Source organism: Pseudoalteromonas sp. DL-6 (assembly GCF_004328665.1).
Classification (GTDB): Bacteria; Pseudomonadota; Gammaproteobacteria; order Enterobacterales; family Alteromonadaceae; genus Pseudoalteromonas.
The window spans coordinates 322,530-348,172 of sequence record NZ_CP019771.1 but is presented as its reverse complement, the minus strand read 5'-3'; the positions used below and the strand labels follow the sequence as shown (position 1 = coordinate 348,172).

Below are 25,643 nucleotides of genomic sequence, written 5' to 3'. Positions count from 1 at the left end.
CAAAAAAGTTAAAAGTATTTATTTTTTGTTACTTTTATAAACTGATGCTGATCGCTTGAAGTAAAGCGACCAGCATCAGTTTATAAAAGTACTAATTCTGTGGTGTATAGTACTTCAGTAGGTAAACCATTCGGTGAACCGCCAACGGGTTCTAAACTAACCGCTAATAATGTTATGTCGGTTGCTTTAAATAGTTTACTTTTGAGAATAGTTTTATCGCCATTTTTGGGTAATAAACCAAGGGAGACAGGGGTATCTTGCCCTTTAAGTATCATCCACAGTTCATAATCCCTATCTGTTCGTGCTATTAGTTGGTTACTCGCTTTAATAGAGAGCTCATGGTTACTTACATTTATAAACCACAACGGTTGCTCAGTTTGATTTTTTACTAAAGCTATTTGTTGTGTCTGCTTACTGTTGGTAGTAGGTTGAGTAACTAAAACAGTTAAAATAATACATGCGGCGGTCGCTATATATGACCATGTACGCCAAAGAGAGGGGGATGTTATTGGCGATGGTTTTTCTCGCTGTGGATTATTTTCGATACGCCGCATTATCTCATGCCATGTTGCATCTGACGGTGCCTGCGGGCTAATTGCACTCGCTAGATTATTAAGATTTTGCTCCCACATATTGGTGGCTTCTCTCGCTTTATTTGAAACTAACATTAGTCGCTGAAATCGTTTACGTGCTAAGCCTGTCAATGTACCAAGCACATACTCCGCGGCGAGTGAATCGAGTAGTTCCGGTTTGTTATAGTTCATATTGTTAAACACCTTTGTAGCTGTATTAACCCTCTGCGAATCCAACTCTTAACTGTCCCTAATGGTGTATCGATATGATTCACCAGCTCCCTGTGACTTAATCCTTTGTAATAGGCGAGATGAATAGCATGTTTTTGCTGCGGTTCTAATTGCTCGATGCAGTTAACTAATTTAGTATTTTCATCGTAATTAACATCAATTGTGTGAATATCTTGCTGCTCTTCTGCTAAGGGTTCTTCCTTGCGGACTTTATGATATCTAAGTAGATCAAGGCTTCTGTAGCGAACAATACTAATCATCCAGCTTATTACAGTCCCTTTGGAGGCATTATACTCAGACGCATTATGCCAAACTTTAATAAAGGCATCTTGTAATGCCTCTTCGGCATAAGCTCTGTTAGACAGCATATTCAAACTAATTGCAAAGAGCTTACCGCTTGTTTTTTGATATAAACATGAGAAAGCTTGCTTGTCTCCTTGTGCTGTTTCATACAACAAAGAAAGTAATTCGTTATTTTCCATAGTGATCCTATTTTTTGTTATTAGTATTAAAACGAGTTAGTGTGATTTTTAGATGCAGAAGGTTGAAAATTAAGCTGGGTGAACACTTTTCAGATCAATAAGTGCTATAGAGCATAGTCTGCTTTTATTAGACTGTGAAGAATTTATTCATTAAGGTGTAAAAACTGCATGCAATGTTAACCTCTTTTGGATTGATTTAATTAAGAACGACCTAGCCAGAGCAAACGACTAGCTAACTTAATACCTTAAGTTTGCCTTATGGCATAATGATTGCTGTAGTATATGATTATTCAAAAGTGTAATACCTATAAAAAGGAAAAATTATGTGGGCTGCAGTAAGTTATCTTGTAACAGCATTGGTATTTATAGTATTGGGGTTAACGGTTAACTCCATTTATTTTGCAGTTGCATTTTTTTGGACCGCACTTTCGCTACTATTAGTTAGCGGTGCTTATTTTTTTAACGCAGGGAAAGTATTTAGAAAACGCGAAAATGGCGTTATTCCTTTTTACATTCGCTGGGCTTTTGTACCTTTTTTATTAGGTGCACAAATTTATAATGCATGGTCACGCAAGCGCGACAAAGTACCGCCTATTCAACAAATAAACGATAACCTATTTTTAGCATGTCGTTTGTTCCCCTCAGATATAGACACATTAAAAGAAAATGGTATTACTGCTATTTTGGACGTTACCTGTGAATTTGATGGGCTTGAATGGACATCTACCCAAGAAAATATTGATTACTTAAATATTCCTGTTCTTGATCACAGTGTGCCTACACATTCACAGTTAAACCAAGCCATTAATTGGATCCATCATCATATTAAGGGAGACCGTCGTGTTGTGGTGCATTGTGCATTAGGGCGTGGGCGTTCGGTGTTTGTTATGGCAGCGTATTTATTGAGTCAAAATAAAGATGCGGATGTACATGATATTCTGGCACAAATTAAAGAAACACGTGAAACTGCAAACCTTAATAAACGCCAATTACGCCATTTAGTTAAGCGCCATCGTAGGGGGGAGTTACTAATAAAAAATAAAGCGTACTTAATTGCTAATCCGGTGTCAGGCACTAAGTTGTGGTCTGAAAAAGAGCATTTAATTGTTGCGCGTTTATCTGCGTATTACGATTTAACTATTTTAAAAACTACGCCAGAACAAAACGGTATTACGTTGGCTAAACAAGCCATAGAGCACAACCCCGATATTATTATTGCCTGTGGTGGAGACGGAACCGTGACTGAGGTTGCCAGTGTGTTGGTGGGTACATCGTGTCGATTAGGAATAATACCGCTTGGAACAGCGAATGCGCTTGCTCATGTATTGATGGGAATAAAATCTAAATTCATTCCTGTTGAGCAAGCCTGTGATTTAATTATTGATGGTCAAACAAACTTGATAGATACCGCGTATTGTAATAACGATTTGATGTTACTGTTAATAGGTATTGGCTTTGAGCATGCAATGATTGAAAAAGCAGATCGAGAGTCTAAAAATAAGTCAGGTCAACTTGCTTATTTAAACGGTTTTTTACATTCATTTGGCGAAAATAAAGCGCAACAGCTTATAGTCAAACTCGATGATAATGAGCCTGAGACTATTAATACAAATAGTTTTATAGTGGCAAATGCCGCGCCGTTCACTACGTTATTAGCGCAAGGGGGCGGGCAACCCGACCATCGCGATGGTTTATTGGATGTAAACTGGTTAACGCCGAATAAAGATGATGAAACCACGGTATTAAGTATTGCTGAGCTGATGTTTAGTAGTATTACGCAAACGCATTTTGCTATTAACTCGCATTATACCAATGCAAAACGTGTAGAAATAAGCGCAGATGAAACGCTAAATTACGTGATTGATGGCGAGGTTAAATCTGCAGATAAAGTAGTGGTAAGTATCCACCCAGCATCGTTAAATGTAATATGCCAAGAGCAAATAACTGATTAAAAAGGCGTAAGTTGTTACGCCATTGCTATTTTTTTGAGCCTTTTATTTTTTAATAGAAGGCCATACAAAACCCGATGTATCAGGTTGTGAAGATTCAGATGGCTTCGGTTTATTTCTAGGTTTACGTAACGGCTTGTTATTAATGGTATGAATATAAAGCGCTTCTACTTTATCCCTTGCCCAAGGCGTTTTACGTAAAAATTTTAAGCTTGATTTTATACTTGGCGAATCGGTAAAACATTTGATATTTACTTGCTCGCCCATTGCTTTAAAGCCTAAACGTTGTTCTAGTTCAACAAGGATTTGCTCTAAAGTTACCCCATGAAGCGGGTTTTTTGGTTGATTATTCATAGTCACACTGCTTTTTTAAACTGCATGTATTGTAACGTATCCCACTGCATCTTAATAGTTTGGAGATGGCTGGCAGATTCCAGATTGTTAATCTTGATTAATTTACGGTAATGGTTGAGGGCTTCTTGGGATAAATAAGGTTACCTTGCTTATCAAGCTTTAGCCACATCAACTGACTGTTGTTATGTTGGGTGTATTTTGCAGCACAAATAAGCGTAACAGAATGAACCTGCACTATGGCACCTTCGCTGTAGCGTTTATTATCATACCAGCACTCAGTGTTTGTGTTTATAAGCTGGGTAGCATCAACAACAGGAAGCGTTTTTATTGTGTTAGCGTAGCTTAAAGCTGAAAAACACAAGCATAAAACAGTAATTATAAAAGTAAAATAATAACGCATGAATAACCTCAAGGTGTTTAAAATAACTACACTTAGCAAAAAAACATGCTAGGGTAAGTAAGACAACTTCAGTAAAACACAGAACAATAAAAAGGTGAACACATATGCTATTTAATCAAACGATGATTGATGAATTTACACTACTAGCAAAATTTCCACGCGAGAGCAAAATGCAGGGAATTAAACTTCATTCAGACGCTGAACCCGCCTTACTAAGCGCAGCACAACGTTTATTCGATAAAGGGGTTATAGATAGCCCAGATGGCGGTTATTTAACTGATCTGGGCTTAGATTTAATTGAGCATGTCACTGTAATACACAGTGCGTTAAAAAGTTAGTTTGCGTCGGGTTGATTTTCTGGGGCTGCATCAATAAAGGCGGCCAATTCATTACAACGCTGATAAACGGCTGCTATTTTAGGGTAGGCAGCCATATCTACTTTAAAGCGAATGGCATTAAATACCTGTGGCACTAAACATACATCAGCTAAGCTTGGCGAGTCGCCTGCGCAAAATATATTTTTGCTATCGAGCATGCGTTCTATTTTTTCAAAACCAACTTCAACCCAGTGTCGGTACCACTTATTTTTTGCTTCATCATCAACATTGAGTTCACTACTCAAATATTTAAGCACTCGCAAATTATCAATAGGATGGATATCGCAGGCAATCGCGTAACTTAAATTGCGAATGTGTGCTTTTTGCCATGCATTACCTTGCAATAATGGTGTCTCAGGATATTGCTCTTCAAGGTACTCTAAAATTGCTAAAGATTGACCTAATACGCCGTCTTCTGTTTCTAAAGCCGGTAACAGCCCTTGAGGGTTTTTCTGTAAGTAATCTGTGCTTTGTTGTTCTGATTTTAATAAGTTAACAGGTACCAATTGATGATCAATATTTTTTAGATTTAATGCGATGCGCACGCGATACGCTGCAGATGAGCGAAAATAAGTATAAAGCTTCATAATCTGATTATCCTTGATTGCCATTAAAGTGTTTTTTGATTGTGCGCCAGCAGTCAGTGTAATTAGCTTGGCGCTCTTTACCTTCTAATGCGTATTTAGTTGGCGATATTACATAACGTGACTCAAACATAAACGCCAGCGTATTATCGTAGCGTTGTGGTTCTAAATCGGCGTTTGACGCTTTTTCAAATACGTCAGCTTCAGGACCATGTGGCGACATACAATTATGTAGGCTCATCCCTCCAGGGACAAAACCATGCTCTTTTGCATCATAAACTCCCTCAATTAAACCCATAAACTCACTCATAATATTACGGTGATAGTAAGGCGGGCGGAAGGTGTTTTCAGCCACCATCCAACGCGGTGGGAAAATAGCAAAATCGATATTCGCAACGCCTTCAGTACCCGATGGTGAAGTTAGCACGGTAAAGATTGAAGGGTCGGGGTGATCAAAGCTAACGGTATTCATGACATTAAAGCGAGCCAAATCGTATTTGTAAGGCGCACTATTGCCTGTCCAAGCAACAACATCCAGAGGTGAATGACCAATATCACAACGGAACATATTGCCATTAAATTTAGCAATAAGTTCGAAATCACCTTCAATATCTTCAAAAGCCGCTACTGGATAGTGAAAGTCACGATCATTCGCATAACCGTTGGCACCCACAGGGCCGCGCTCAGCAAGGACATAGGCATGGCCGTAGTTTTCACAAATATAGCCACGCGCAGTGTCGGTTAGTAACATTACTTGAAATTTAATACCACGCGGAATAACGGCAATTTCACCTGCTTTAATAGTTAAATGCCCAAGCTCTGTTTTAAGTAGTAGTTCACCTTGTTGCGGTACAAATAACATTTCGCCATCGGCATTATAAAAATAGCGATTGTCCATTGATTTATTGGCAACATAAACATGAATACCGATACCCGCTTGACCATTAGCGTTACCATTAGCGGCCATGGTGATAAGCCCGTCTACAAAATCTGTAGGTTTTGTTGGTACATCAATTGGATCCCAGCGCAGCATGGTTGGTGGTGTCGGTACTTCGGTAATGGGAGCGGTTCTAATTAAGCCATTGTCTATGGCTGTATAATCGCCTTGCACAACAGATGGGCGAATACGATACATCCAAGTGCGGCGGTTATCGGCGCGAGGAGCGGTAAATGCAGTGGTACTGAATTGCTCTGCGTATAAATCATATTTTACTTTTTGCGGACTAAATTGACCAATCGGTAATGCACCAGGCAGCGCTTCGGTTTCAAATTCATTGCCAAATCCGGTCATGTAGTTTAATTGTGTCGCCATTACTGACTCCTGTAAAAATGGGGGAGTGTTATATTTTTGTTATTTACGCTAAGATACTCTCAAGTGAGACTAATATCAAATGCACTGATTACGACCGTTGTAAATAAAAGTGAACAGATAAAAGTCGTGTGTAAATAAATAAGTGATTCAACATGAAAATAGATTTAACGACATTTTTGCCCTATCAATTAACGCACTTAGCAACACAGGTAAGTAACGATTTTTCGAGCATTTATAAAAAAGAGTTTGATTTAACAATTCCGCAGTGGCGAATAATGGCTAATTTAGCGCAATTAGGCCAAAGCACATCAAAGCAGTTATGTACTCAAGCAGATATGGATAAATCAACGGTATCAAGAGCGGTAAAAGCGCTGATAGATGAAGGGCTTATTTATAGCGAGTTAAATAAGCATGATAAGCGTGCTGCATTTTTGATGTTAAGTGATAAGGGCATGGCTTTATATAAAAAAATAACACCACAAGCATTGCAATGGGAGCAAGCATTATTAAGCTGCCTGTCAGATGATGAACAACGCCAGTTAATCGCTATTTTTGATAAATTAAAAAATAAATTACAGGCATAAAAAAGCCCACAAAGTGGGCTTTTAAATACACTAATTTAATTAATCAAATTAGAACGTGTAACGAACACCTAACTTAATTTTATATGTTGAATCTTCAGCTTCAAAAGTGAAGTCATCATCTATTGGGTTACCTATCAAATATTGACCAGTGTTTGGGTCTATATCCATCGCTATTACATTACGAGTGCCGAAGTCTTGACGATATACTTTACCTTTTGATGAATCAATAAGGTTTAGTAGATTGTCTACAACGAAGTAAAACTCGCCGCGATGATCTTTAGAGAATCCAGGGATCTCTTGAGAAACATATAAGTCCATTGTCGTGACCCATGGAGCGTTGCTAGCACTTCTATCAACAAAGCCGCCAGCATAACCAGAAAGGCCTAACTTCTCGAAGTGAGCAAGCACTTCAGCTTCTGTTGCTCCATCTTCATAACGAACATTTGGATCGTTTTTAGTTGGAACATAAGCTAAATAGTTACCACCATAAGTATTACCACCTGAAGGTTGAATTAAATCTTGGTCAAAGAATCTACCTCCAGTTAAATTCCTAAGGTTTGCTAGATGACTATAAGCTGCCCCTGAGCGACGCTCAATAAATAAGTTAAAGTTAGTTTTGTAGTTCTCAATAAGTTCCGCAGAATAACCTAAGTTCAATACGAATCTGTGTTCAGTCTCGTAACTTGATGTTCCTATTTGAGTTTGTTGGTGATCACCAAAGTGTCCATAACGGTAATTACTTCTGGCCGTCGAAGAGCCACCTGGGTTACCCTCAGTTACATCTTGATAAGTATATGAAGCATCAAATTTAAAGCCATTTAAGTATGACTTTGATATTCCAGTACTTAGAATAATAGATCGCCCGTCTTTTTCAGCATTAGTAAGCATTATTTCTAGCTCACGCGTGTCATAAAATGGTAACGCTCCATCAATCGTTGAACCGACTACATCACCCTCTTGTAATAAAGCAGCATTAACCCACTCAGCCGTATTCTCTTTCTTAGTATATATAGCAGTAGAGGTCCAAGCGACATTATCTCCAATCACAGGGATATCAAGCGTAACGTCAGTGTTAAGCATATATGTCCATTGAGATGGAATATCAAAAGTTGGATCAATAAAGTTTGATGGTGAACCACTAGTACCACTGTTTATAGCTGCAATAGCATCAGGGGTAGGGTTATTAAGCGCATTTTCAGGCAAGAAAACATCTCTATCAGAAAAAGTTTGCTTACTTGTTCCATCGTTAGAATACGAGTTTGAAATCCAAACATTAGGATTACCACCTGCGTAGCGACCAGCGCTACCTCTAACAACCACATCATCAGTTGCTCTATAGGTAAAGCCTAAACGTGGTAAGAAAATATCAACACCATCAAGGTTAAAAGTATTATCGTAACCAGTTCTATCTAATACATCTTGATTAAATGTAGGCTTATCATCTGAACCTAATCGCTCATAACGTAGACCTGCCGTTAGAGTCAGATCATCACTATAATCCCATGTATCATTAACATACAAAGCAATATCTTTACGAGTAAAACTCGCGGCAACTGCTAAAGGATCATTACCTACGCCATTTTCATAGCTGTATCGAGATGCAATTCTATTTTCAAAATCCTCCAGGCTATCAAAGCTAATTACACCCTTAGAGCCAGGCAAATATTGGTTTTCAATATCTAACACATCGTACTTAATACCAAACTCTAGAGTATGCTCGTCAAGTAAGTAGGTACCATCAAGTTTAATAGTGAAGAGATCATTTTCTAGCGAGTTTGAATGGCGAGATTCATCAGATCCGAAAGCAATAGCACCTTCTTCCCCATCATTATCTACATCAAGATTATTAATCGTAATGTCGCCAAGGCCTAAACCACTGTTTAACGAAACTTGCCCAGTTTCTACAGACTTTTTCGTAACACTTATTTGTGAAGAAAATTCATCAGTCCAATCAGAGTAAAGTGTAGAACTGAAGTTGTTAAGTTTTTCAAACTTATTATACCAGTGTGTATCTAGTTTTAGTTCTCGGTTACTACTAGTCATATTTCTAGTATTGTTACCTTCATTATGCATGTAGACTAAGTTTGCACGATGATAGTCACTAATGTTCCAGTCAATCTTAGCTATATACTTTTCATCTTCAAGCTCAGGTTGAGTATCTGTACTGCCAATATCATTAATACCATACACATCGTTTGCGATTTTTCTAACTGCTTCTAAATCGGAACTGGTTACAGTTGTTTTATTTGTTCCTACACTGCTACCCGCAATTCCATATTCAAGCTGTTGTGGTGACTCAAACTTTTCATAAGCACCAAAAAAGAATAACTTATCTTCTAATATTGGGGCACCGAATGAAAACCCATAGTTTTTCTCTTCAAAATCAAGTTCAAGCTTTTCCCCATCACTATTTTTTGGTGTACCAGCCCAATCACTACTCAGTTTTTCGTAAAAAACTTTACCATGCAGCTCATTAGTACCTGTTTTGAATACGGCGTCAACGTTTCCACCTGTAAAGCCGCTTGACTTAGCGTTAACAGGAGCAACAGATACAGAAACTTGATCTAAAGCGTCTAGTGGAAAAGGGTTACGTTGGGTAGGATAGCCGTTGTTGTTAAGACCAAAATCATCGTTTAAAGGAATGCCATCGACTGTTATCGAGTTAGTTCTTGGATTTGAACCAGCGATAGTCATGGAGCTCTCGTTACCAGGCTGAACAACGACTAGAGGATTATTTCTAACTATATCCTTAATATCACGACCAATGCTAGGTACAGATTGAATAGCATCTTCTCCAAAGTAAGAGTCATTTGCAGAAGAGTTAAAAAAAACAGGAGTTCCTGTAACGACAATAGATTCCATATCTGTACTAGATAATTGCTGATCTATCTGTCTAACTTCACCAAGAGAAAGGTAAACATCCTCTATTTGAACATCTCTAAATACTTCAGAGTCGATAACAATTTTATAAGGGCCACCTACACGCAAACCGGTTGCGTTATATGTACCTGACTCATTTGTTGTTACTACTCTGCGAGTACCTGTAGGTTCATGGACAAGTATTAGTTTTGTATTTGCAGCAGGGCTTCCGCTCGGGCCAAAAATCTGACCTTTAACTGATGAAGTCGTATCACTTGCGAATGCAGCGCCACTAGCACTTATGCATGCAGCTATCGCAAGTGATAAAGCCGTTTTGCGAACTTGAATTTTCATTTAATTTTCCCGTGTAGTTAAATAATTAAACTTTTTATATATTTTGTCGTTATTGTCAGCGCCTCAACGAGGTTATGACTTAAGCACTTAACATTATACTAACTTTTCTATCTCAAATGAAATATAAAAGCTAATTAATAGGTACTAACTTACAATATTTAAACCAACTAGATTAGTCTTCAAAAGTAAGATGAGTATACTAAGCATAATTTATTACATATTCATTAAATTAAATATAAGGCATCAACTTATAACTAATTAGTTCGTAAAGAATTCTTTTTATTGTTTTCGACATCGAAAAGTTTTTTTGTAGTAGGATCAAATAATGTATTTAACAATCCAGCTAAGCGAATTCCAGCTTGTTGCAAGCGGGTTTTCACAATAGGGGTGTTAGTGAAAATATAGTCGTAGCTAATATTCTCATCTGTTGATTTGTATATTTGTAAAGCAAGGTTATGTGACTCTTCAAGCCAGCTTGTTGGCGTACTATGTAAATACTCGCTAATTAGTTCGCTGTTGTTGGTATTTATAAATTGAGCATATTCAGTAAAAGATAAATTTTCATTTTCTACTAGCTTAGTATCCCACAAGCTATGAAGATTGGTTTGTTGGTTGAAGAAAGAAACCTTAATGCGATTACCGCCCCTATCTTCAGCTCTGCCTGCATGAAATGGTTGATGGCTGTCGCCGACTAGGTGCACTAAAAAACGTAAACTAAACTGCTTTGCTGCAAGGCTTGCTTTATCATCTTTCAATACTTGAATTGAATAGTGAATCCCTTCTAATATGTTTGTTACTGATTCTTTGTGTTTAGTGTGGTCGTGGTTAAAGCTAAATTTTGCATCGTCATCTGCGTTAATATAGTGCCAGCGTGATGACTTTTTTTGCCAAAAATCACCTGGTGCAGAGCGCATTTCATCTGGCCATGTGGAAACCTGTGCTAAAGATTCACCGTTAAGATAAGGAATAAGTGCAGCTTTGGTGGTTTCGCTTATGTGCGACTCTGCAATTTTTCCAACAACGCGGTGGCCGTTTTGCCCCCACGCATTACAGTCTGTGCTTGCAAATATTGCACTAATTAAAAGTGTTAATGAAAGCGAATATTTTACATTTATCTGCATCGAGGCATCCTAGTAAGTGTGATATCTAATTTGTAAAAGCTTATAAGGTCAATTGTCCTCATTTTTTGCATTGATAGAAAGGACTCAATAAAATTCATACTTTCTTATTTAAAGTTAATTAAAATCAACACTTTAACTTTGATGGGTAAAATTACCTATTGTAATAAGTAATTAAAATTGTTCAAATGAGTTATTACTCTATTTTAAATCGGTGTTTTTTGAATATTAAAAAGTTAATGTTGCATAAAACAGCAATTGTTACATTTATGTTTATAGCGCTGCTGTTTAGTTGGTTTGCTGGTCAAATAGTTGTGGATGAAAAAGAAATAGCCTTCCCAGTGATGATAGAAACATCAACGACATGCCAAACAACAGCAACGGCTAATCAAAATCAGCTTATAGTATTTACACCCTCAAAGTATGTTGCTCAATTACTCACTCAAAACCTATGTGAGGATAAGGTTGTGGCTAAACAATATGGCTCTGTTATTGGTTATTGGGGTTACAGAACGGTGGATAGCTTAGAGTTTGTAGGCAAAGGTATTGCGGATTTAATTTTAGCTAAGAATAATATTATGGAAGCGTTTAGAGCTGAGACGACTTACAATTATCAGCCAGTGGTGGGCTTTTCAGATTACACTGCGTTCTTTATATCTTCAAAAGAAAAACCACTGATCACGAAACAATACTTTTTAGATAAAAAAATAGGCTTACTGGATTACCCTACCAGCCGCTCTGGACATATTTTGCCAAAACAAACATTTAAGCAATTAGGGCTTAATGTTGCTCAGCTAAAAATAACCTATGCCAGCTCACATAATGAATTGCGGGAACTACTGGCAAACGGAGAAGTTGACCTTATTGCCTCTTTTTGGAGAGAAAGTGATAGTAAGCGCTTCTCAGAAAATTATATTACGCCTATCAGCAGTAATATTGCAGGTACCCGTTGGTACTTAAAAATGCAGCATAACAATACCGATTTACTCTGCGCTGTTCAATCTCACCTATTGAGCATGTCTAAAGAACAATCATTTCAATACTATCAAGATGTTGAGCCATATTGGCATTGCAATAGCTACCCTGTTACCTTCAAAGGGGAGTCATAATGAATAGAGTAATACTGCCAGTATGTTTTTTTGTACTATTCATTGTCTTTTCACTGGTTTTTTATGTTTCAACAACGCAGAAGCAGCAACAGATAAACCAGTTACAAATAGCCCAAATAGAAAAACAAATCGCTTTAGACTTACCTTTACTTGATTTATCAAATGAGCTACTGAAACATTCGGGTAATAAAGCTGCGTTACAGCATTATATTCAAACAGTTAATGCTCAGATTCAAGGTACGGGTATACAGGTGGTTGCCATAGAACCAAAGCATGAGTTTAACTTATCTTTAAAAACCCATGAGTTTATTCGAAAATTAAATAGTAATAACAATGTGGTGTTTATAGTTTTATCTTTAAAGCAACCTTATTTTACGAATGATGTAATGGCTATTTATATACTGCTTTTTGTGATTAGCGCATTACTTATATACATGATAAAACAGGCAGCTATTTATCAAGGAGATAAAAAGCTCGTTACTGGTCAAGAGCTAAACACGCTAGAATCAAAGCCATTAATACTCGTGATTAATTTAAAAAGTAAAACGTTGTCCAGTAGCTATTATCCCGATCAACATGTAGCTTTGGCAAATAAGCCTTTGTGCTTTTATTTAGCACTTGTTGAGTTTTGCACTAATAATCCAGAGATAAAACTTAACCAGAATAAAAATGTACCCGAGGAGCTGCTAGAATTTGCAAATAAGTACTTTTATCGTTTGGTTGAGCTCGGGCATACCGTTAGAAAACGGCCAAACTTTAATAACAGTTTGGAAAAAACCTTAAGCGAAATACGTGCTGCACTGGATGATGTATTAAATGATTGCCCTGAGCAGAAGGAGTTGTATTATCCGCCAAAGGCATTTGGAGAGGGGTCTCGTTCACGGATGCATAGCTATGGGTTAATCAATGTAAGCCAAGGTAATATTGAAATAATAGGAAAGTAATTTCGAATTACTGCCTAGGGTAATGATTTAAGTGAGCTTAAACTAGCTTAGCTACCACATAAACCTTAATGAAGAGTGCCATTAGCATTTTAATGACACTCATTATTGTTCACATTAGATTACTACTTAGGTACAAATTCACTTGCATCAACAGGGCTGTGCTCAGCAAAAAACCGCTTTAATGCTTGTGAGTCCGTTTCATCGGTGCTTACAAATCCTGCCATTTGTGTGATTTTTGGGTAACTATCGCCACCTGAAGCGTTATATTCATTAATACTCATACGGTATGTTTTGTTTATATCAAGCGGTTTTCCAGCAATGAACACATTAGTTACCTGCTCACCTTTCAATTCAAATGCTAAGTTGTGATATTGCATGTAAGCACCAGAGTCGGGTGGAAAACGTGTCACGACATTTAAATAGGTTAAAACATCACTGCCTTTAAAGTCGATATAGGCGACACGATTTTTGAAAGGTTGTACTTTAAGTATATCTTTATAACTCACGTCACCTGCATTAATGCTATCGCGAACACCGCCACCGCTAATAATGCCAAAGTCCGCACCCACGGTGTTCATTTGTGCTTGGATGATGACGCGCGCAAGGTTTGTTTGTTCAAAGCGTACTTTGTTGCGATCTCCCTCAAGTCTGGCATTGACGAAGCCAATTTTACCTTCAATTTGCTTTGCTCCTTTTTGTTGGTACGTCGCTAAAAAGGTTTGCAGTTCTGGATCTGGTTTAATGTAATTTGCAGCAAGAACGGATTTTACGCTCCCATCTTTTTGCTTTTTATCTACGTATAAATTAACCGGTAATAATTGATAACTAAGCAGTGATAATTGGCCGTTTTCTAATTTAAACTCCGCTTTTCCCACATACTTGCCCCATTCATGGGCTTGCATTATCCAAGTTCCATTTTGCTGATCAGGTTTACAGGCTAAACCCGGTTTAAAGTTCTCATCAGTAACATTTTCAGCAGCCATACACACTGGCTCTTGGGAGTGCCCTCCAATAATCATATCAAGAGCATTTTTATCTAAGGAGCGAGCTAAAGTGACATCACCAGGGGCATTGATCCCATAATTAGCATCTACGTAATGTCCCATGTGGGTTACGGCAATGGTAATGTCGGGATTGTATTTTGTTTTTAGGGTTTGGGTAAGTGAGGCGGTAATTTCAACAGGATCTTTAAAATCTAAGTGACCAATGTATTGTGGGTTACCAATTTTAGCAGTATCTGTGGTTGTTAAACCAATAACGGCAATGGTTAAGCCGCCTTTTTTGAATATTTTATAGCGCTCAAAAACAGCTTTATCAGTTTGTTTATCGAAAATGTTGGCAGATAAAAGCGGGAAGTTAGCCCATTGCTGTTGTTTTTTTAATACACTTAATGGGTTATCAAACTCATGATTACCTAGTGCCATTGCGTCATAGCCAATTTTCGACATACCTCTAAAATCGGGCTCCGCAAATTGCAGATCTGATTCAGGTATGCCGGTATTAATATCGCCACCTGATAATAATAACACCTGATGTCCTTGTGCTTTTGCATCAGCTCTTAGCTGGTCAATTAAGGTTTTACGCGCAGACATGCCATATTCGCCTTTTTCGTTATGCCAAAAGCGACCGTGGTTATCATTGGTATGAAGAACCGTTAAATAGTGCGCTGTAGGTTTATTGACAGCGTCGCTGGCACAGCCAGACAAGCCAAGGAGAAAAACAAGAAAAACAAGAGTACGCATAAAATACCTATCGATGAATAAAAGCTCAATCTAGTAGGCAGCTAGTTTAAACTAGTTCGAGGTTAAAAAAACGCACTTCTTTATGTTTTTTCAGCCAGTGAGGCTTCACGCTGCTGCTCTACAACTCGGTTTCTTCGGGCAAGTTCATCTCGTGCATATTGAGATTTTTGGTGATTAATATCAATCATCCATTTCAAAAAACTAACTGGCAATTGGGTGTATGGTTCACCTTGGTGTAGGCCAAAGTCACAAATAGTCGTGTTGTTAGTCATTGTTATTTACTCCTATCATTGTGTAGGCTGATAATAACAAAAAAAGAGTGATTGATAAGGGTCTTTTTAAGTACCTTGCTAGGTTTAAAGTTAATTTAAAAAGAGTAATCGTGATGTACACCAAGGCACTAAGACAATTAATTATCCATAACGTGTTTCAAATTAAAATGTAAACAGTTGTAACTGTGGTGTAATTACTTTGCTATGAATTGTAGCGTTAAGTACTTATGTATCGATTTATAAAATGAATCACACTATTCTATGACGCATAAAATATTAATTCTAATGACAATAAAAAATAGGAATAGTAATGAAGAAGCTTATATTAGCGTCAATTCTAGCTGCAGCCAGTTTTTCAAGCACAGCAACCATAGTCGAAATGCAAACGAGCCAAGGAACAATAGAAATTAACTTGTTCGATCAACAAACGCCTAAAACAGTAGAAAACTTCCTAAGTTATGTTGATGATGCTGCATACAACCAAACGGTAATACATCGCTCTATTGATAAGTTTATCATTCAAGGAGGGGGCTTTACTTTCTCTGACAAAATGGATCCAATTACAACCAAGCCTGCGGTAATAAACGAACCTGTTTACTCAAATGTAAAAGGCACAATTGCTATGGCAAAGCAGGGCGGTAATGAAAATAGCGCTACTAGCCAATGGTTTTTTAATATGAGTGATAACAGCCAAAACTTAGATTTACAAAATGGTGGGTTTACAGTGTTTGGACAAATAACAGCGCAAAGCCAAGAAACCTTAGATAAAATTGCTGCCTTAGTTCATTGTTCAGAAGTGCCATTAGTTGGTATTACTCAAGCGCAATGTTCAGATGAAAATGTGGTTATTAGTAATGAAAACTTGGTATCAATTCAAAGTGTGGTTGTGCTTAGTGATGCTCCTAATTCAGCACAAAACTTAACACCTAAAGAGAATACATTAATTGATAACGTAGAAGTTACCCCACCACAAAGTTCAGACTCTAGTGGCAGTATGGTATGGTTATTAGGTGCACTATTACTAGTAGTACCTCGTTTGAAACGTGCTAAGTAAACTTTAATAAATAACGGCGAATGACTAAATTCGCCGTTATTTTTGTTTAATTATAAAGTATGCCCAGCACTAGCAAAGTCCACATTACAAACACAGATAGGCAACCAAGTAAAAATACTCTAAAACGGGTTCTTAAATGATTACTACCAAGGTGAATGAGGCTATGAATAATCCGTGTCGCTACAAATAAACAGGCAAGTACTGCAATACTGACACTTGCCGTATTAAGCTGTAAAGCAAGTAAACATCCCGCATAAAAAAGCACAGGTATTTCAAATTGATTGCTAAAATTACGATCAGCAACCCTCACATGATCGCCTGCATTATCGAGGCGCATAGCAGCAAAGTCGCTTAACTGTATTTGTTTATTTTTAGCCGCTGCAAAACGACGTTTTCCCATAATCACCATAACAACTAATGAAAGTGTTACTTGCACAAACATGGCTATTATTATTATCTTTTCCATAACTTACCTTATTATTTTCTTTGAGTATTCGATTGTTATTCACAATGTGTTACATAATTAAGTGCTAATTAGTAGCATAGTATTAATTGATAATGGTAGTTTATAGCTGATTTAGTCTTTTTAAAACGCTAATACCCTATTCTACGATAACGGATAAAACTAAAATGAAACACATCATCGGCTTAAGTGCAATTGCACTAGCAATATTAAGCGGTTGTTCGAATACCGCCACTCTTTCTCAATCATCACAAACCTCACTTTTATCACCAACGCTGGTTGTTAGTCCTAACGATAACCGTGAATACAAAACCTTGAAACTTGCTAACGATATTGAAGTGATTTTAGTCTCTGATCCAAGCGCTGAAAAATCAGCCGCTTCATTAAGTGTAGGTGTAGGTCTATTACATGACCCAATGAGCCAACAAGGCATGGCGCATTACCTAGAACATATGCTGTTTTTAGGCACTGAGCGATACCCTGACACTAAAGGGTACTCCGATTTTATGACTAAAAACGGTGGCGCGCATAATGCTTATACTTGGCTCGATATTACCAACTACATGTTTAAAATTAATAACGATGCGTTTGATGAAGGGCTAGACCGCTTTTCAGACTTTTTCAAAGCCCCAAAGCTTTACCCAGAATACACAGAAAAAGAAAAAAACGCAGTGAATGCTGAGTGGTCAATGCGTCGTGAAATGGACTTTTTTGGCCAATTTAAGCTAGCACGTAAAATGATGGGTGAACACCCGGCTAACCGATTCTTAATTGGTAACCTTGAAACATTAGGCGACAAAGCGGATAGTTCGTTACACAAAGAAACAGTCGACTTTTATAACAAATATTACTCATCAAATATTATGAAAGTGGCGCTGATTTCTAATTTACCGATTGCAGAAATGCAGAAAAAAGCACAAAAATACTTTGCTGACATTGAAAATAAAAATATTGAAAAGCCTAGCGTTACTGCCAGCTTAGATTTTGATAATGCCGGTGGAAAACGTGTTTATTACTCGCCAAATGAAGACGTTAAACAATTACAGCTCGATTTCACAATTGCTAATAACCAAACTGAATTTGCAGTAAAACCTAATCGCTTTGTTGCTTATTTACTTAGTAATGAAATGCCAGGTAGCCCAGCACAAATATTACGTGATAAGGGTTGGGTATCGCAGTTATCAGCGTCTGCTTCACCAAATCAGTATGGTAACTATGGCTCTTTAAATGTGAACATAGAGCTGACTGATGAAGGCATGAACAACCGCGAAGCAATAGTTGCGACTATTATGCAATATATTGATTTAATTAAACGTGAGGGTGTTAATAGTAAGTACTTTAATGAAATTCGCACGTCGTTAAATAACCAGTTTAAATTTTTAGAAAAAGGCGATGAGTTTAACTACGTTAGTGCGCTGACACAAAGCATGCAAGATTATCCGTTAAATCATGCGATAAACGCACCGTACTACTATGCTAAGTTTGATGCTGATGCGGTTAACAATGTACTTAAGCAACTGAATGCCGATACACTGCGCATTTGGTATATTTCTCAACAGGAAGATACAGATTCTGAGCTGCATTTTTACGATGGCAAATATAAAATTAACGATATTAGCGACGCAGAAATTGCCAGCTGGGAAAAACCAAGTGATTTTAATTTAGCCTTACCAAGTGTTAACAATTTACTGCCAGAGAGTTTTGCTATTAAAACGCAAGCTTTTAAAGAGCAGAAGCATCCTGAGCTTAGCTACGATAAAAACGGCGTAAAAATTTGGCGCCAAGCAAGTCAGCAGTTTGCAGAGCAACCCAAGGGTTTAGTTGAAGTGTATATCAACACGCAAACAGGTTTGCATGATATTAACTCAACCGTTCTTTATTCTGTTTGGGCTGATCTGTATAACACTCAATTAAGTCAGTTACGAACTGAAGCGGCTATTGCTGGCATGAACGTTAATCTAAGCTCAAGTAATGGATTGGTGCTCTCGTTAAGCGGTTTTACCGATAAACAAGATATTTTACTTAAACAAGCGTTAGCTGGGTTTGATGATGAAATTTCAGCACAAGCATTTAACCAAGCCATTGACCGTTATCAACGTGATCTACTAAATCAACAAAAACAATTCCCGTATGCACAAGCATTTGGTGAGTATTCTAAGCTAACTCGTACTGGTAGCTTTGATACAGATGCGCTTATTAATGCTGCAAAAGCACTAACGCTTGCAGATTTACAGACCTTAAAGCAAAGCACGTTAGCGAATAATAACTTACGTGTATTTAGCTACGGTAATTACAATCAAAAAGACATTGATGCTATTGCTGCTGAGTTAACGGCTATTTTACCAAGCACCCATACTCAAACTGAGTTTGCACGTAGTAAAGCATGGTTACCGCAACCAGGTGAAGCGCGTGTATTACACAAAGATATTGATGTAGCCGATGTAGCGGTGGTCGATATGACTATCCACCCAACACCTGGTTACAAACAAAAAGCACAGGCAGCTGTATTACAAGGGCACTTTAGAACAATCGCGTTTGATAAAATGCGTACTGAAGAGCAACTTGCCTATGCAGTAGGCGCATTAGCGCGTCCTATTGAAGATTACTCTGGTATTGGTTTATTTATCCAAACACCGGTGAAAGGGCCAAAAGACATTCAAGTACGCTTTGATAAGTTCAAAAAAGAGTACGCTTTAGAGCTTAATGCCATGAGTGAAGAAACATTTTCACAGCTTAAAAATGCAACCTTGGTATCGTTAAAAGAGCAGCCCAAGAATTTAAGTGATGAAATGAGCCCGCTTATTAACGATTGGTACCGTGAAAACTTTGACTTTGATTCAAAACAAAAATTAATTGCAGAGGTGGAAAAAGTCACACTTGCTGATATTAAAGATTACTACCAGCAAACAATGTTAAATCCAAAAGCAGCTCGTTTAAATGTGCAGCTACGCGGCACTAAGTTTAGTGATAGCGAGTTTGCTGATTTACCAAACCAAACTAAAGTCACGAGTTTAGATGCCTACTACAGCGATATAAAATTGCAAAAGTAAGTTGAAATTACTTTAAAACCAAAAACCCAGTCACTGTTGACTGGGTTTTGTTTTAACGGTGCTATATTTTTGGCTAAGTATGACTTTAATTAAATACTCACTTTAAGCCATTAGTAAAAAGCCAATGATGGCTAAAGCTGCAGCAATGAGTGTATAAGGTAATTGAGTCACGGCATGACTGATTAAATTACATCCTGAGCCTTGAGCTGCCAGCACGGTAGAGTCAGAGTAAAAACAGGCTTGGCTGCCAAATGAAGACGCTGAGAGTAATGCGCCAATCACCAATGGAATATTTGCATCAACAGCGGTTGCCAGTGGCATAACAATAGGGATTGAGACCGCAAAAATACCCCAACTTGACCCCGTCGCAAACGCTAATATCGACATCGCAACAAATACCACCGCGGGTAAATAGCCAGCGGTCATATATGGACTTAAGCTGCCAATTACAAATTGTGGTAAACCAATCAAGTCACATACGTCTTTAAATATAAAGGCGGCTATTACAGTCCCAATTGCCGGGATCATACTTTTAAAACCATCCAGCATACGCTCTATCATTTCGCTAAAGCTCATTAATTTTTGTAACGCGTAAAATGGTAAAGTAACAGCCATTGTCGCTAAAAGGCCTTTGTATACGTCTATTTCAAAGTAAACAGTAAATGCCACTAACAAAATAATCGGCAATAAAAAGTTATATAACTTACCTTTGGGATCAGCATCTTCAAAGTGTTCTTCTGCTGCTTTAACTGCGTATTCATCCGCCGTTTGTACCTCAGTATAAAGCGCAGGCTCTAAAGATGGAGCGTGAGTAAGCGCAAGTTGTTCTGCTTTTTTCATAGGGCCAAAAGTAGGGATCACACCTGCAATAACCAGCACCACAGTCAGCACCGCAAACCATGCATAAAACATGTAAGGAATAGCCTGCATATAAACGGCAATGCCTTGGCCTTCTTCTGCAATACCGTTATCAACTAATAAGCCACCAAAAAATACAGCCCATGTTGATAGAGGGACTAACACACAAATAGGCGCAGCTGTTGAATCAACCACGTAGGCGAGCATTTCACGGCTTACTTTAAATTTATCAGTGATCCGTTTCATGGTTTCACCCACTGTGAGCGCATTGAGGTAGTCATCAATAAAAATAACCAAGCCTAAACAAAAGGTCATCAATAATGATGAGCGCTTGCCACGCGTATATTTTAAAGCCAAAGTACCAAATGCAGAAGCGCCTCCTGTACGCACCAATAACGCAATTAGCGCGCCAAAACCACCACACACTAAAATAAGCCAACCAATGGTTTCGTCTGTCATTACTTTTAAAGAGGTACTCGCAAAACTGGTGAGTATTTGTTTAGGATCGGCTATTAACAGCCCAACTAAAGCACCAACCAGTAACGATAAAATAGGACGGCGTAATACCACAGCCAATACAACCACTACCGCAGGCGGCAGCAAACTTAACGCAGAAGGTTCAAGCATTTATAAGATCACAAAATTAAAAGCAAATTGCTTATACAAAAACAAAGAAGATGATAAGTTTGTTGTTAAATCATTTTCCAAGTCACTGCTTTTGCACGCGTGGAGGGCACTTAAAACATTTATGTTAAATTAATAGTTTGAGTGAAACGCGTTGGCTTTGGCGCCAGACGGAGCAAGGAATGCATGCCGCTATTGTTGTGCCTTTAAAAACATCGGCGCAAAAATAATCTTCTTTTTTATTTCAGTCAATAAAAATATTGGATCGTGAAAAATTTTATCAGGAGTCATTGTGAATATTGCATATACAACAGAGCGTCTGAACCTTCGCTTTGCACAAATAGCTGACGCGGCTGAGTTACTTAAGTTAGTTAACCAGGCCAACTTTATTAAATACATTGGTGATAAAGGTATTTATACCCTAGACGACGCTAAAAAATACATCAAAGACAGTTTTATAGCTGCCCATAAAGAGCACGGTTTTGGGCCTTATATCATCACACTCCATGATGAAACAATCATTGGTATTGTAGGTTTTTATCAGCGAGCGACTATGCAATATCCCGACTTGGGGTTTGCGCTAAAAGACAGTTTTGAAAAAAAAGGTTATATTTTTGAGGCGGCAACAATACTTTTAAATAACAGACATAAATTAGGTATAAAAGATTTATGCGCAATTACTTCAACGGCTAATTTAGGGTCTCAAAATGTACTATATAAACTAGGTTTTACTGAGGTGGGTAAGGCAGTCATCAATGCTGATAAAACCGCCATCAAAGTATTTATTTATGATTGAGTCTTGTTTTTTCAATTGTGTTTGCCACATTTGAATTTATCTCTAGCCACATTTTTTCAAGGGTAGCGACTAATGAATCGTAGCCATCGTCATCTATTGGCGTCACATTTGAGAAGTTATGAATGCTTAGTAAACGTCTGCCTGATTCTGGGTGGGTATAATACAAACGCCATAGCCCTGAGATATCTGCGTTACCTTGCAGATCGCCGTTAAAGTGATGTAATTCATATTCTAGTTCATAAAATATTTGTTGTTGTTGGTCGGTGATGACTGGCAACCCTTTTATAACCATCCAGTTGCTCATGGCATTAAATAATGTTTGTTGCGCAGTTGTTGTAAGCATTACATCCGGCGATTCGCCCCACAAATGATAATTAGCAGCATGAACTTGATTATTATCTACTTTCATCGCAATACCCCGGTTATTCAATGCCCCTCTTAAGGTAACTGTTTGCACCCTGAGTTGTGCTTTTGTATCTTGCACATTTCGCGAAGAGTCAGTTATGGGTTGTTCAAATTGGTAATATTGAGTTGCAGTTTGAATAGCCGAGCTACAACCACTTATAATCAAACCAGCTAAAATTAAAAATAGTGCTTTCATTATTGTTTCCTTGGTTGCGGGTCGCTAGGCAGTGACTTATCAAAAATGAGCATGTTAGGTTGTTCGTTTAAACCACGAGTAAGTGGTTGGAATTCTTCAGATAAACGCTTAATTTGCAGCAGTGTTTGTTCAAGCTGGTGGTGCATTTGTGAGCCTGCTTGATAGCTTGCCATGGTTTTATCAAACTGCCGCATGGTTATTTCAAATTGCTCCATGCTTTTGGTTATTTTTTCGAGATTACGATTAAAGTCACCGGGTAAATTTTGGGTGTCGGGCTTACTTAATAATGTGCGCATTTCACTGGCCAACGCTTGATACTCGCTGAAAGTTGTTTGCATTTTTGCCAAACTGTCTTCTATTTTTAAATTATTTACCTTATTCAGCACATCAGACACTTGGTCAGCAAGCACCGTTATACCACTAGATACACTCGGAAACACATCGTATTGAGCAAGCTTTTTAAGCTCGCTTTTTGGGGTGTCTGTGTAAAAGTCAAAGTCGACGTACACTGCACCAGTGAGTAAATTCCCCGGTTTAAGCGATGCTCTCATGCCATTTTCAATCCATTCGTTAACGCTTGTTTTCCAATATTCTTTTGCTACTGAGGTGATGTGGTAAAGACGTCCATATTCGACTTTTATTAATACCGGAACCGCAGTGTTTTTAGCGCGAAAATGGGCGGGCTTACCATCTATAATTACATTGGCGGGTGCTTCAACCACAGTACCTACGCGTGTACCGCGATACTCTACTGGGGCACCTACACGTAACCCTCGAATAGATTGTTCAAATTCAATAAGGTAATAATCAAAATCATAAAAGCGCTCTTCTAAGGCTTGTTTGTAACTTTGGCTTAAAGAAAAGCTATGCCCGTCTTGTGCTAAATCGCCAGGAGCCTGCTGCTCAGGTAGTCCGACAGAGATCCCCCCTTTCAATAATTTGCTTAAAGAACCAGTGTTAATGTTGATACCATCTGCGGAAAGATCTATTTCTATCCCTGAGTTAACCCAAAAAATAGAGTTTAAGGTGATCAAGTTCTCATAGGGGGCTTTAATAAAAATACCGTATTGCATTGCTTGGTTTTTCCAATCAAAAGTAGCGGTTTCTATTTGGCCTATTTTATAGTTTTTAAAAAATATGCCAGTACTCACATCAAGTACTTCTGCATTGTAACTGAGCAACTTAAAACGCCCACCTTGAACATCTTTGCCTATTAATGCGGGTTCCTCTTGAAGTTTAAACTGCTTCTTTAGTTGTTTACTTTCGCCTGGCGAAAACTCTAAATAAACGCCTGAGAGCAAAGTGCTCATGCCACTAATGCCAGTTTCATCTATGCGAGGTTTTACCACCCAAATACGGGCATCTTCAGTTAGCAAGTTATCGTAGTTTTTATCTATTTGTGCTCTGGCTATCACGCTGTCTTGACTGTTGGAGAGGCGTACGTGATCAATTTGTCCTATTTTAACACTGCGTACTTTAATTTCTGTTTTACCGGCAACAATGCCCTCGGCTTGCGGCATAGAAATATAGATTGTTTGCCCTTTATTTAATTGGTACTGATAAAGCATCCAAATACCTACCAATAAGGCAACCACGGGAATAATCCAAATCGCAGAAATACGTGTTTTTTGTGCTACGTTGGCTGTTTTAGTCATGCTTTATTCTCTGCGTTTTTATTTTTAGGTGAATCCCACAGTAAACGAGGGTCAAATGCGTGTGCTGCCATCATTTGGCATAATACCATAACAGTAAAAAAGACGATGCCTAAACCCGGTATAACCGACATCAAATTTCCTAGCTGCACTAATGCAACTAATATAGCCACAACAAACACATCAATCATAGACCATTTTCCTATAAATTCAGTAAGTTGATACACTTTTGTGTAACCTTTTGTATGCAGGTTGGCAGGTTTTGTAACCATAAAACATAAAAAACTTAAAATGAGCGCTTTCGCTAATGGCACTACCACACTTGCAAAAAATATAATCAGCGCAATAGGGTACGAGCCGCTATTCCATAAGGTAATAACACCAGAAATAAGCGTGGCAGGGGTTTCATCCCCAAGGCTGATAGTGTACATAATGGGCAGTAAATTCGCGGGAATATAACAAATTACAGAGGTAACTAGCCAAGCTGCTGCTTTTTGAACGCTGTAGGGGTTTCTTAAGTAGGTTTTACTATGGCAACGAGGGCAGATTAGGTCAACGCTCAACTGGTGGCAAACATGGCAGGCTTTTATATTATCGTCTATTGCACGTTCTGCGCCTGCACTACTTTGAAGCCGAGTTGCCGGACTTACCTGCGACCACAACCTTGCACGATTTAGCCGTGTTAACGCACTAACATAAAAAATTACAAATCCCACATAGGCAAAAAAGCTGGTACCAAAACTAACCTCAGCCAATGACATTATTTTTACCATACTGACCAAAACACCAATCAAAAAGATTTCTGACATGATCCAAGGCTCAAGGGTTAAGGTAAACTTTAATAGCCTTCTGGCGAGCGCTTGTGGCAGCGCTTTGAGTACCCCTAAATGTAAAGGGATCAATATAATGAGCAAACTCATAGGCAGAATAATAATGCTGATATCAATAAACAGGCCGAGCAGGTCACTATCATAATTAAATAGAATGCGAGCAGCGTCAGGTAGGGTAATTGTTTGGGTAATACCATTGCTACTAAAAGAAATAAACGGATAAAACATACTGCTGAGTAACATCAGCAGTGCGCTGAAGCTCAACGCGACAATTTCGGTGTCATGATTAATATTAACACCGCGAATTTTGTGGTTACAGCGAGGACACACCGCAACCTGTTTGGCATTAATGTCGGGAATATCAATGATAAGATCACAGCTTGGGCAGGCAGTTTGCAAAATGTTAGCTTATAATTAAATCAATACAATAAAGTGTGCAATATTTGCGATTTAAATACAAATACTAAGGTAA

Annotated in this window: 23 protein-coding genes; 8 read left to right on the top strand and 15 right to left on the bottom strand. The window is 38.1% G+C overall.

Annotation, left to right across the window (positions count from 1 at the left end):
* Positions 1–80: 80 nt before the first annotated feature.
* Together B1F84_RS16635 and B1F84_RS16630 are read right to left on the bottom strand one after the other, a co-directional pair.
* Positions 81–764, bottom strand: a complete 684-nt coding sequence (locus tag B1F84_RS16635; protein ID WP_076919686.1) for an anti-sigma factor — start codon at positions 762–764, stop codon at positions 81–83.
* Positions 761–1,285 (bottom strand): sigma-70 family RNA polymerase sigma factor, encoded by a 525-nt coding sequence (locus B1F84_RS16630; RefSeq protein ID WP_076919687.1) that lies wholly within the window; start codon positions 1,283–1,285, stop codon positions 761–763. Before B1F84_RS16630 ends, B1F84_RS16635 begins: the two co-directional genes overlap by 4 nt.
* Positions 1,286–1,608: 323 nt before the next feature.
* Between B1F84_RS16630 and B1F84_RS16625 the strand changes: the two genes are divergently transcribed.
* The gene (locus B1F84_RS16625; RefSeq protein ID WP_076919688.1) at positions 1,609–3,237 is read left to right on the top strand and encodes a diacylglycerol kinase family protein; all 1,629 of its coding nucleotides are present in this window, start codon (positions 1,609–1,611) and stop codon (positions 3,235–3,237) included.
* Between the two features lie 42 nt (positions 3,238–3,279).
* Here B1F84_RS16625 and B1F84_RS16620 read toward each other — a convergent pair whose 3' ends face one another.
* The gene (locus B1F84_RS16620) at positions 3,280–3,588 is read right to left on the bottom strand and encodes a VF530 family protein (protein ID WP_076919689.1); all 309 of its coding nucleotides are present in this window, start codon (positions 3,586–3,588) and stop codon (positions 3,280–3,282) included.
* 97 nt (positions 3,589–3,685) lie between these two features.
* A complete protein-coding gene (locus tag B1F84_RS16615) occupies positions 3,686–3,988 on the bottom strand; it encodes a DUF1496 domain-containing protein (RefSeq protein WP_076919690.1) in 303 nt (100 codons plus the stop codon).
* A gap of 104 nt (positions 3,989–4,092) precedes the next feature.
* Here B1F84_RS16615 and B1F84_RS16610 point away from each other — a divergent pair, with 104 nt between their 5' ends.
* Positions 4,093–4,326, top strand: a complete 234-nt coding sequence (locus B1F84_RS16610; protein ID WP_008464346.1) for a TIGR02647 family protein — start codon at positions 4,093–4,095, stop codon at positions 4,324–4,326.
* On the opposite strand, the gene maiA is transcribed toward B1F84_RS16610, so the two are convergent.
* Both maiA and hmgA read right to left on the bottom strand, forming a co-directional pair.
* The gene (gene maiA / locus B1F84_RS16605) at positions 4,323–4,952 is read right to left on the bottom strand and encodes a maleylacetoacetate isomerase (RefSeq protein WP_076919691.1); all 630 of its coding nucleotides are present in this window, start codon (positions 4,950–4,952) and stop codon (positions 4,323–4,325) included. The genes B1F84_RS16610 and maiA overlap by 4 nt on opposite strands.
* A gap of 7 nt (positions 4,953–4,959) precedes the next feature.
* A complete protein-coding gene (hmgA, locus tag B1F84_RS16600; RefSeq protein ID WP_076919692.1) occupies positions 4,960–6,261 on the bottom strand; it encodes a homogentisate 1,2-dioxygenase in 1,302 nt (433 codons plus the stop codon).
* 152 nt (positions 6,262–6,413) lie between these two features.
* Between hmgA and B1F84_RS16595 the strand changes: the two genes are divergently transcribed.
* Positions 6,414–6,845, top strand: coding sequence for a MarR family transcriptional regulator (locus B1F84_RS16595; protein ID WP_131692127.1), 432 nt, complete (start codon positions 6,414–6,416; stop codon positions 6,843–6,845).
* 48 nt (positions 6,846–6,893) lie between these two features.
* Here the strand turns inward: B1F84_RS16595 and B1F84_RS16590 are convergent, their stop codons facing one another.
* A complete protein-coding gene (locus B1F84_RS16590; protein ID WP_131692126.1) occupies positions 6,894–10,058 on the bottom strand; it encodes a TonB-dependent receptor in 3,165 nt (1,054 codons plus the stop codon).
* Between the two features lie 254 nt (positions 10,059–10,312).
* A complete protein-coding gene (locus B1F84_RS16585; protein WP_131692125.1) occupies positions 10,313–11,179 on the bottom strand; it encodes a S1/P1 nuclease in 867 nt (288 codons plus the stop codon).
* 236 nt (positions 11,180–11,415) lie between these two features.
* Between B1F84_RS16585 and B1F84_RS16580 the strand changes: the two genes are divergently transcribed.
* On the top strand, positions 11,416–12,285 hold the full coding sequence (locus B1F84_RS16580) for a hypothetical protein (protein WP_131692316.1): 870 nt from the start codon (positions 11,416–11,418) through the stop codon (positions 12,283–12,285).
* A complete protein-coding gene (locus tag B1F84_RS16575) occupies positions 12,285–13,229 on the top strand; it encodes a hypothetical protein (protein ID WP_131692124.1) in 945 nt (314 codons plus the stop codon). The genes B1F84_RS16580 and B1F84_RS16575 overlap by 1 nt, the downstream gene beginning before the upstream one ends.
* Before the next feature lie 122 nt (positions 13,230–13,351).
* On the opposite strand, the gene ushA is transcribed toward B1F84_RS16575, so the two are convergent.
* On the bottom strand, positions 13,352–14,971 hold the full coding sequence (gene ushA, locus B1F84_RS16570; protein ID WP_131692123.1) for a bifunctional UDP-sugar hydrolase/5'-nucleotidase UshA: 1,620 nt from the start codon (positions 14,969–14,971) through the stop codon (positions 13,352–13,354).
* 80 nt (positions 14,972–15,051) lie between these two features.
* On the bottom strand, positions 15,052–15,243 hold the full coding sequence (locus B1F84_RS16565; protein ID WP_076919699.1) for a hypothetical protein: 192 nt from the start codon (positions 15,241–15,243) through the stop codon (positions 15,052–15,054).
* Positions 15,244–15,553: 310 nt separating this feature from the next.
* On the opposite strand from B1F84_RS16565, the gene B1F84_RS16560 reads away from it, so the two are divergent.
* Positions 15,554–16,297, top strand: coding sequence for a peptidylprolyl isomerase (locus B1F84_RS16560; protein WP_076919700.1), 744 nt, complete (start codon positions 15,554–15,556; stop codon positions 16,295–16,297).
* Between the two features lie 46 nt (positions 16,298–16,343).
* Here B1F84_RS16560 and B1F84_RS16555 read toward each other — a convergent pair whose 3' ends face one another.
* Positions 16,344–16,763 carry an MAPEG family protein gene (locus B1F84_RS16555; RefSeq protein ID WP_076919701.1) on the bottom strand — a complete coding sequence of 140 codons (420 nt, stop codon included), beginning with the start codon at positions 16,761–16,763 and terminating at the stop codon, positions 16,344–16,346.
* Between the two features lie 164 nt (positions 16,764–16,927).
* On the opposite strand from B1F84_RS16555, the gene B1F84_RS16550 reads away from it, so the two are divergent.
* Positions 16,928–19,810, top strand: a complete 2,883-nt coding sequence (locus tag B1F84_RS16550; RefSeq protein WP_131692122.1) for an insulinase family protein — start codon at positions 16,928–16,930, stop codon at positions 19,808–19,810.
* A 102-nt stretch (positions 19,811–19,912) separates the two neighbouring features.
* Here the strand turns inward: B1F84_RS16550 and B1F84_RS16545 are convergent, their stop codons facing one another.
* Positions 19,913–21,295 (bottom strand): Na+/H+ antiporter NhaC family protein, encoded by a 1,383-nt coding sequence (locus B1F84_RS16545; RefSeq protein WP_131692121.1) that lies wholly within the window; start codon positions 21,293–21,295, stop codon positions 19,913–19,915.
* Between the two features lie 289 nt (positions 21,296–21,584).
* Here B1F84_RS16545 and B1F84_RS16540 point away from each other — a divergent pair, with 289 nt between their 5' ends.
* Positions 21,585–22,088, top strand: coding sequence for a GNAT family N-acetyltransferase (locus B1F84_RS16540; protein ID WP_131692120.1), 504 nt, complete (start codon positions 21,585–21,587; stop codon positions 22,086–22,088).
* Here B1F84_RS16540 and B1F84_RS16535 read toward each other — a convergent pair.
* The 3 genes from B1F84_RS16535 to B1F84_RS16525 are packed head-to-tail and all read right to left on the bottom strand — an operon-like array spanning position 22,075 to position 25,570.
* The gene (locus tag B1F84_RS16535) at positions 22,075–22,689 is read right to left on the bottom strand and encodes a PqiC family protein (RefSeq protein ID WP_131692119.1); all 615 of its coding nucleotides are present in this window, start codon (positions 22,687–22,689) and stop codon (positions 22,075–22,077) included. The two genes, B1F84_RS16540 and B1F84_RS16535, sit on opposite strands and share 14 nt — an antisense overlap.
* Positions 22,689–24,344 carry an intermembrane transport protein PqiB gene (gene pqiB, locus B1F84_RS16530; RefSeq protein WP_131692118.1) on the bottom strand — a complete coding sequence of 552 codons (1,656 nt, stop codon included), beginning with the start codon at positions 24,342–24,344 and terminating at the stop codon, positions 22,689–22,691. The genes B1F84_RS16535 and pqiB overlap by 1 nt, the downstream gene beginning before the upstream one ends.
* Positions 24,341–25,570 carry a paraquat-inducible protein A gene (locus B1F84_RS16525; protein WP_076919707.1) on the bottom strand — a complete coding sequence of 410 codons (1,230 nt, stop codon included), beginning with the start codon at positions 25,568–25,570 and terminating at the stop codon, positions 24,341–24,343. Before B1F84_RS16525 ends, pqiB begins: the two co-directional genes overlap by 4 nt.
* Between the last annotated feature and the right edge of the window lie 73 nt (positions 25,571–25,643).

Excerpts from the sequence above, each read along its gene's own strand:
- B1F84_RS16595 (WP_131692127.1), top strand. The coding sequence starts at position 6,414 with ATGAAAATAGATTTAACGACATTTTTGCCCTATCAATTAACGCACTTA.
- B1F84_RS16580 (WP_131692316.1), top strand. The coding sequence starts at position 11,416 with ATGTTGCATAAAACAGCAATTGTTACATTTATGTTTATAGCGCTGCTG.
- B1F84_RS16545 (WP_131692121.1), bottom strand. The coding sequence starts at position 21,295 with ATGCTTGAACCTTCTGCGTTAAGTTTGCTGCCGCCTGCGGTAGTGGTT.
- B1F84_RS16590 (WP_131692126.1), bottom strand. The coding sequence starts at position 10,058 with ATGAAAATTCAAGTTCGCAAAACGGCTTTATCACTTGCGATAGCTGCA.
- B1F84_RS16535 (WP_131692119.1), bottom strand. The coding sequence starts at position 22,689 with ATGAAAGCACTATTTTTAATTTTAGCTGGTTTGATTATAAGTGGTTGT.
- B1F84_RS16620 (WP_076919689.1), bottom strand. The coding sequence starts at position 3,588 with ATGAATAATCAACCAAAAAACCCGCTTCATGGGGTAACTTTAGAGCAA.
- B1F84_RS16610 (WP_008464346.1), top strand. The coding sequence starts at position 4,093 with ATGCTATTTAATCAAACGATGATTGATGAATTTACACTACTAGCAAAA.
- maiA (WP_076919691.1), bottom strand. The coding sequence starts at position 4,952 with ATGAAGCTTTATACTTATTTTCGCTCATCTGCAGCGTATCGCGTGCGC.
- B1F84_RS16555 (WP_076919701.1), bottom strand. The coding sequence starts at position 16,763 with ATGGAAAAGATAATAATAATAGCCATGTTTGTGCAAGTAACACTTTCA.
- B1F84_RS16615 (WP_076919690.1), bottom strand. The coding sequence starts at position 3,988 with ATGCGTTATTATTTTACTTTTATAATTACTGTTTTATGCTTGTGTTTT.
- B1F84_RS16630 (WP_076919687.1), bottom strand. The coding sequence starts at position 1,285 with ATGGAAAATAACGAATTACTTTCTTTGTTGTATGAAACAGCACAAGGA.
- B1F84_RS16625 (WP_076919688.1), top strand. The coding sequence starts at position 1,609 with ATGTGGGCTGCAGTAAGTTATCTTGTAACAGCATTGGTATTTATAGTA.
- pqiB (WP_131692118.1), bottom strand. The coding sequence starts at position 24,344 with ATGACTAAAACAGCCAACGTAGCACAAAAAACACGTATTTCTGCGATT.
- ushA (WP_131692123.1), bottom strand. The coding sequence starts at position 14,971 with ATGCGTACTCTTGTTTTTCTTGTTTTTCTCCTTGGCTTGTCTGGCTGT.
- B1F84_RS16585 (WP_131692125.1), bottom strand. The coding sequence starts at position 11,179 with ATGCAGATAAATGTAAAATATTCGCTTTCATTAACACTTTTAATTAGT.
- B1F84_RS16575 (WP_131692124.1), top strand. The coding sequence starts at position 12,285 with ATGAATAGAGTAATACTGCCAGTATGTTTTTTTGTACTATTCATTGTC.
- B1F84_RS16560 (WP_076919700.1), top strand. The coding sequence starts at position 15,554 with ATGAAGAAGCTTATATTAGCGTCAATTCTAGCTGCAGCCAGTTTTTCA.
- hmgA (WP_076919692.1), bottom strand. The coding sequence starts at position 6,261 with ATGGCGACACAATTAAACTACATGACCGGATTTGGCAATGAATTTGAA.
- B1F84_RS16550 (WP_131692122.1), top strand. The coding sequence starts at position 16,928 with ATGAAACACATCATCGGCTTAAGTGCAATTGCACTAGCAATATTAAGC.
- B1F84_RS16635 (WP_076919686.1), bottom strand. The coding sequence starts at position 764 with ATGAACTATAACAAACCGGAACTACTCGATTCACTCGCCGCGGAGTAT.
- B1F84_RS16565 (WP_076919699.1), bottom strand. The coding sequence starts at position 15,243 with ATGACTAACAACACGACTATTTGTGACTTTGGCCTACACCAAGGTGAA.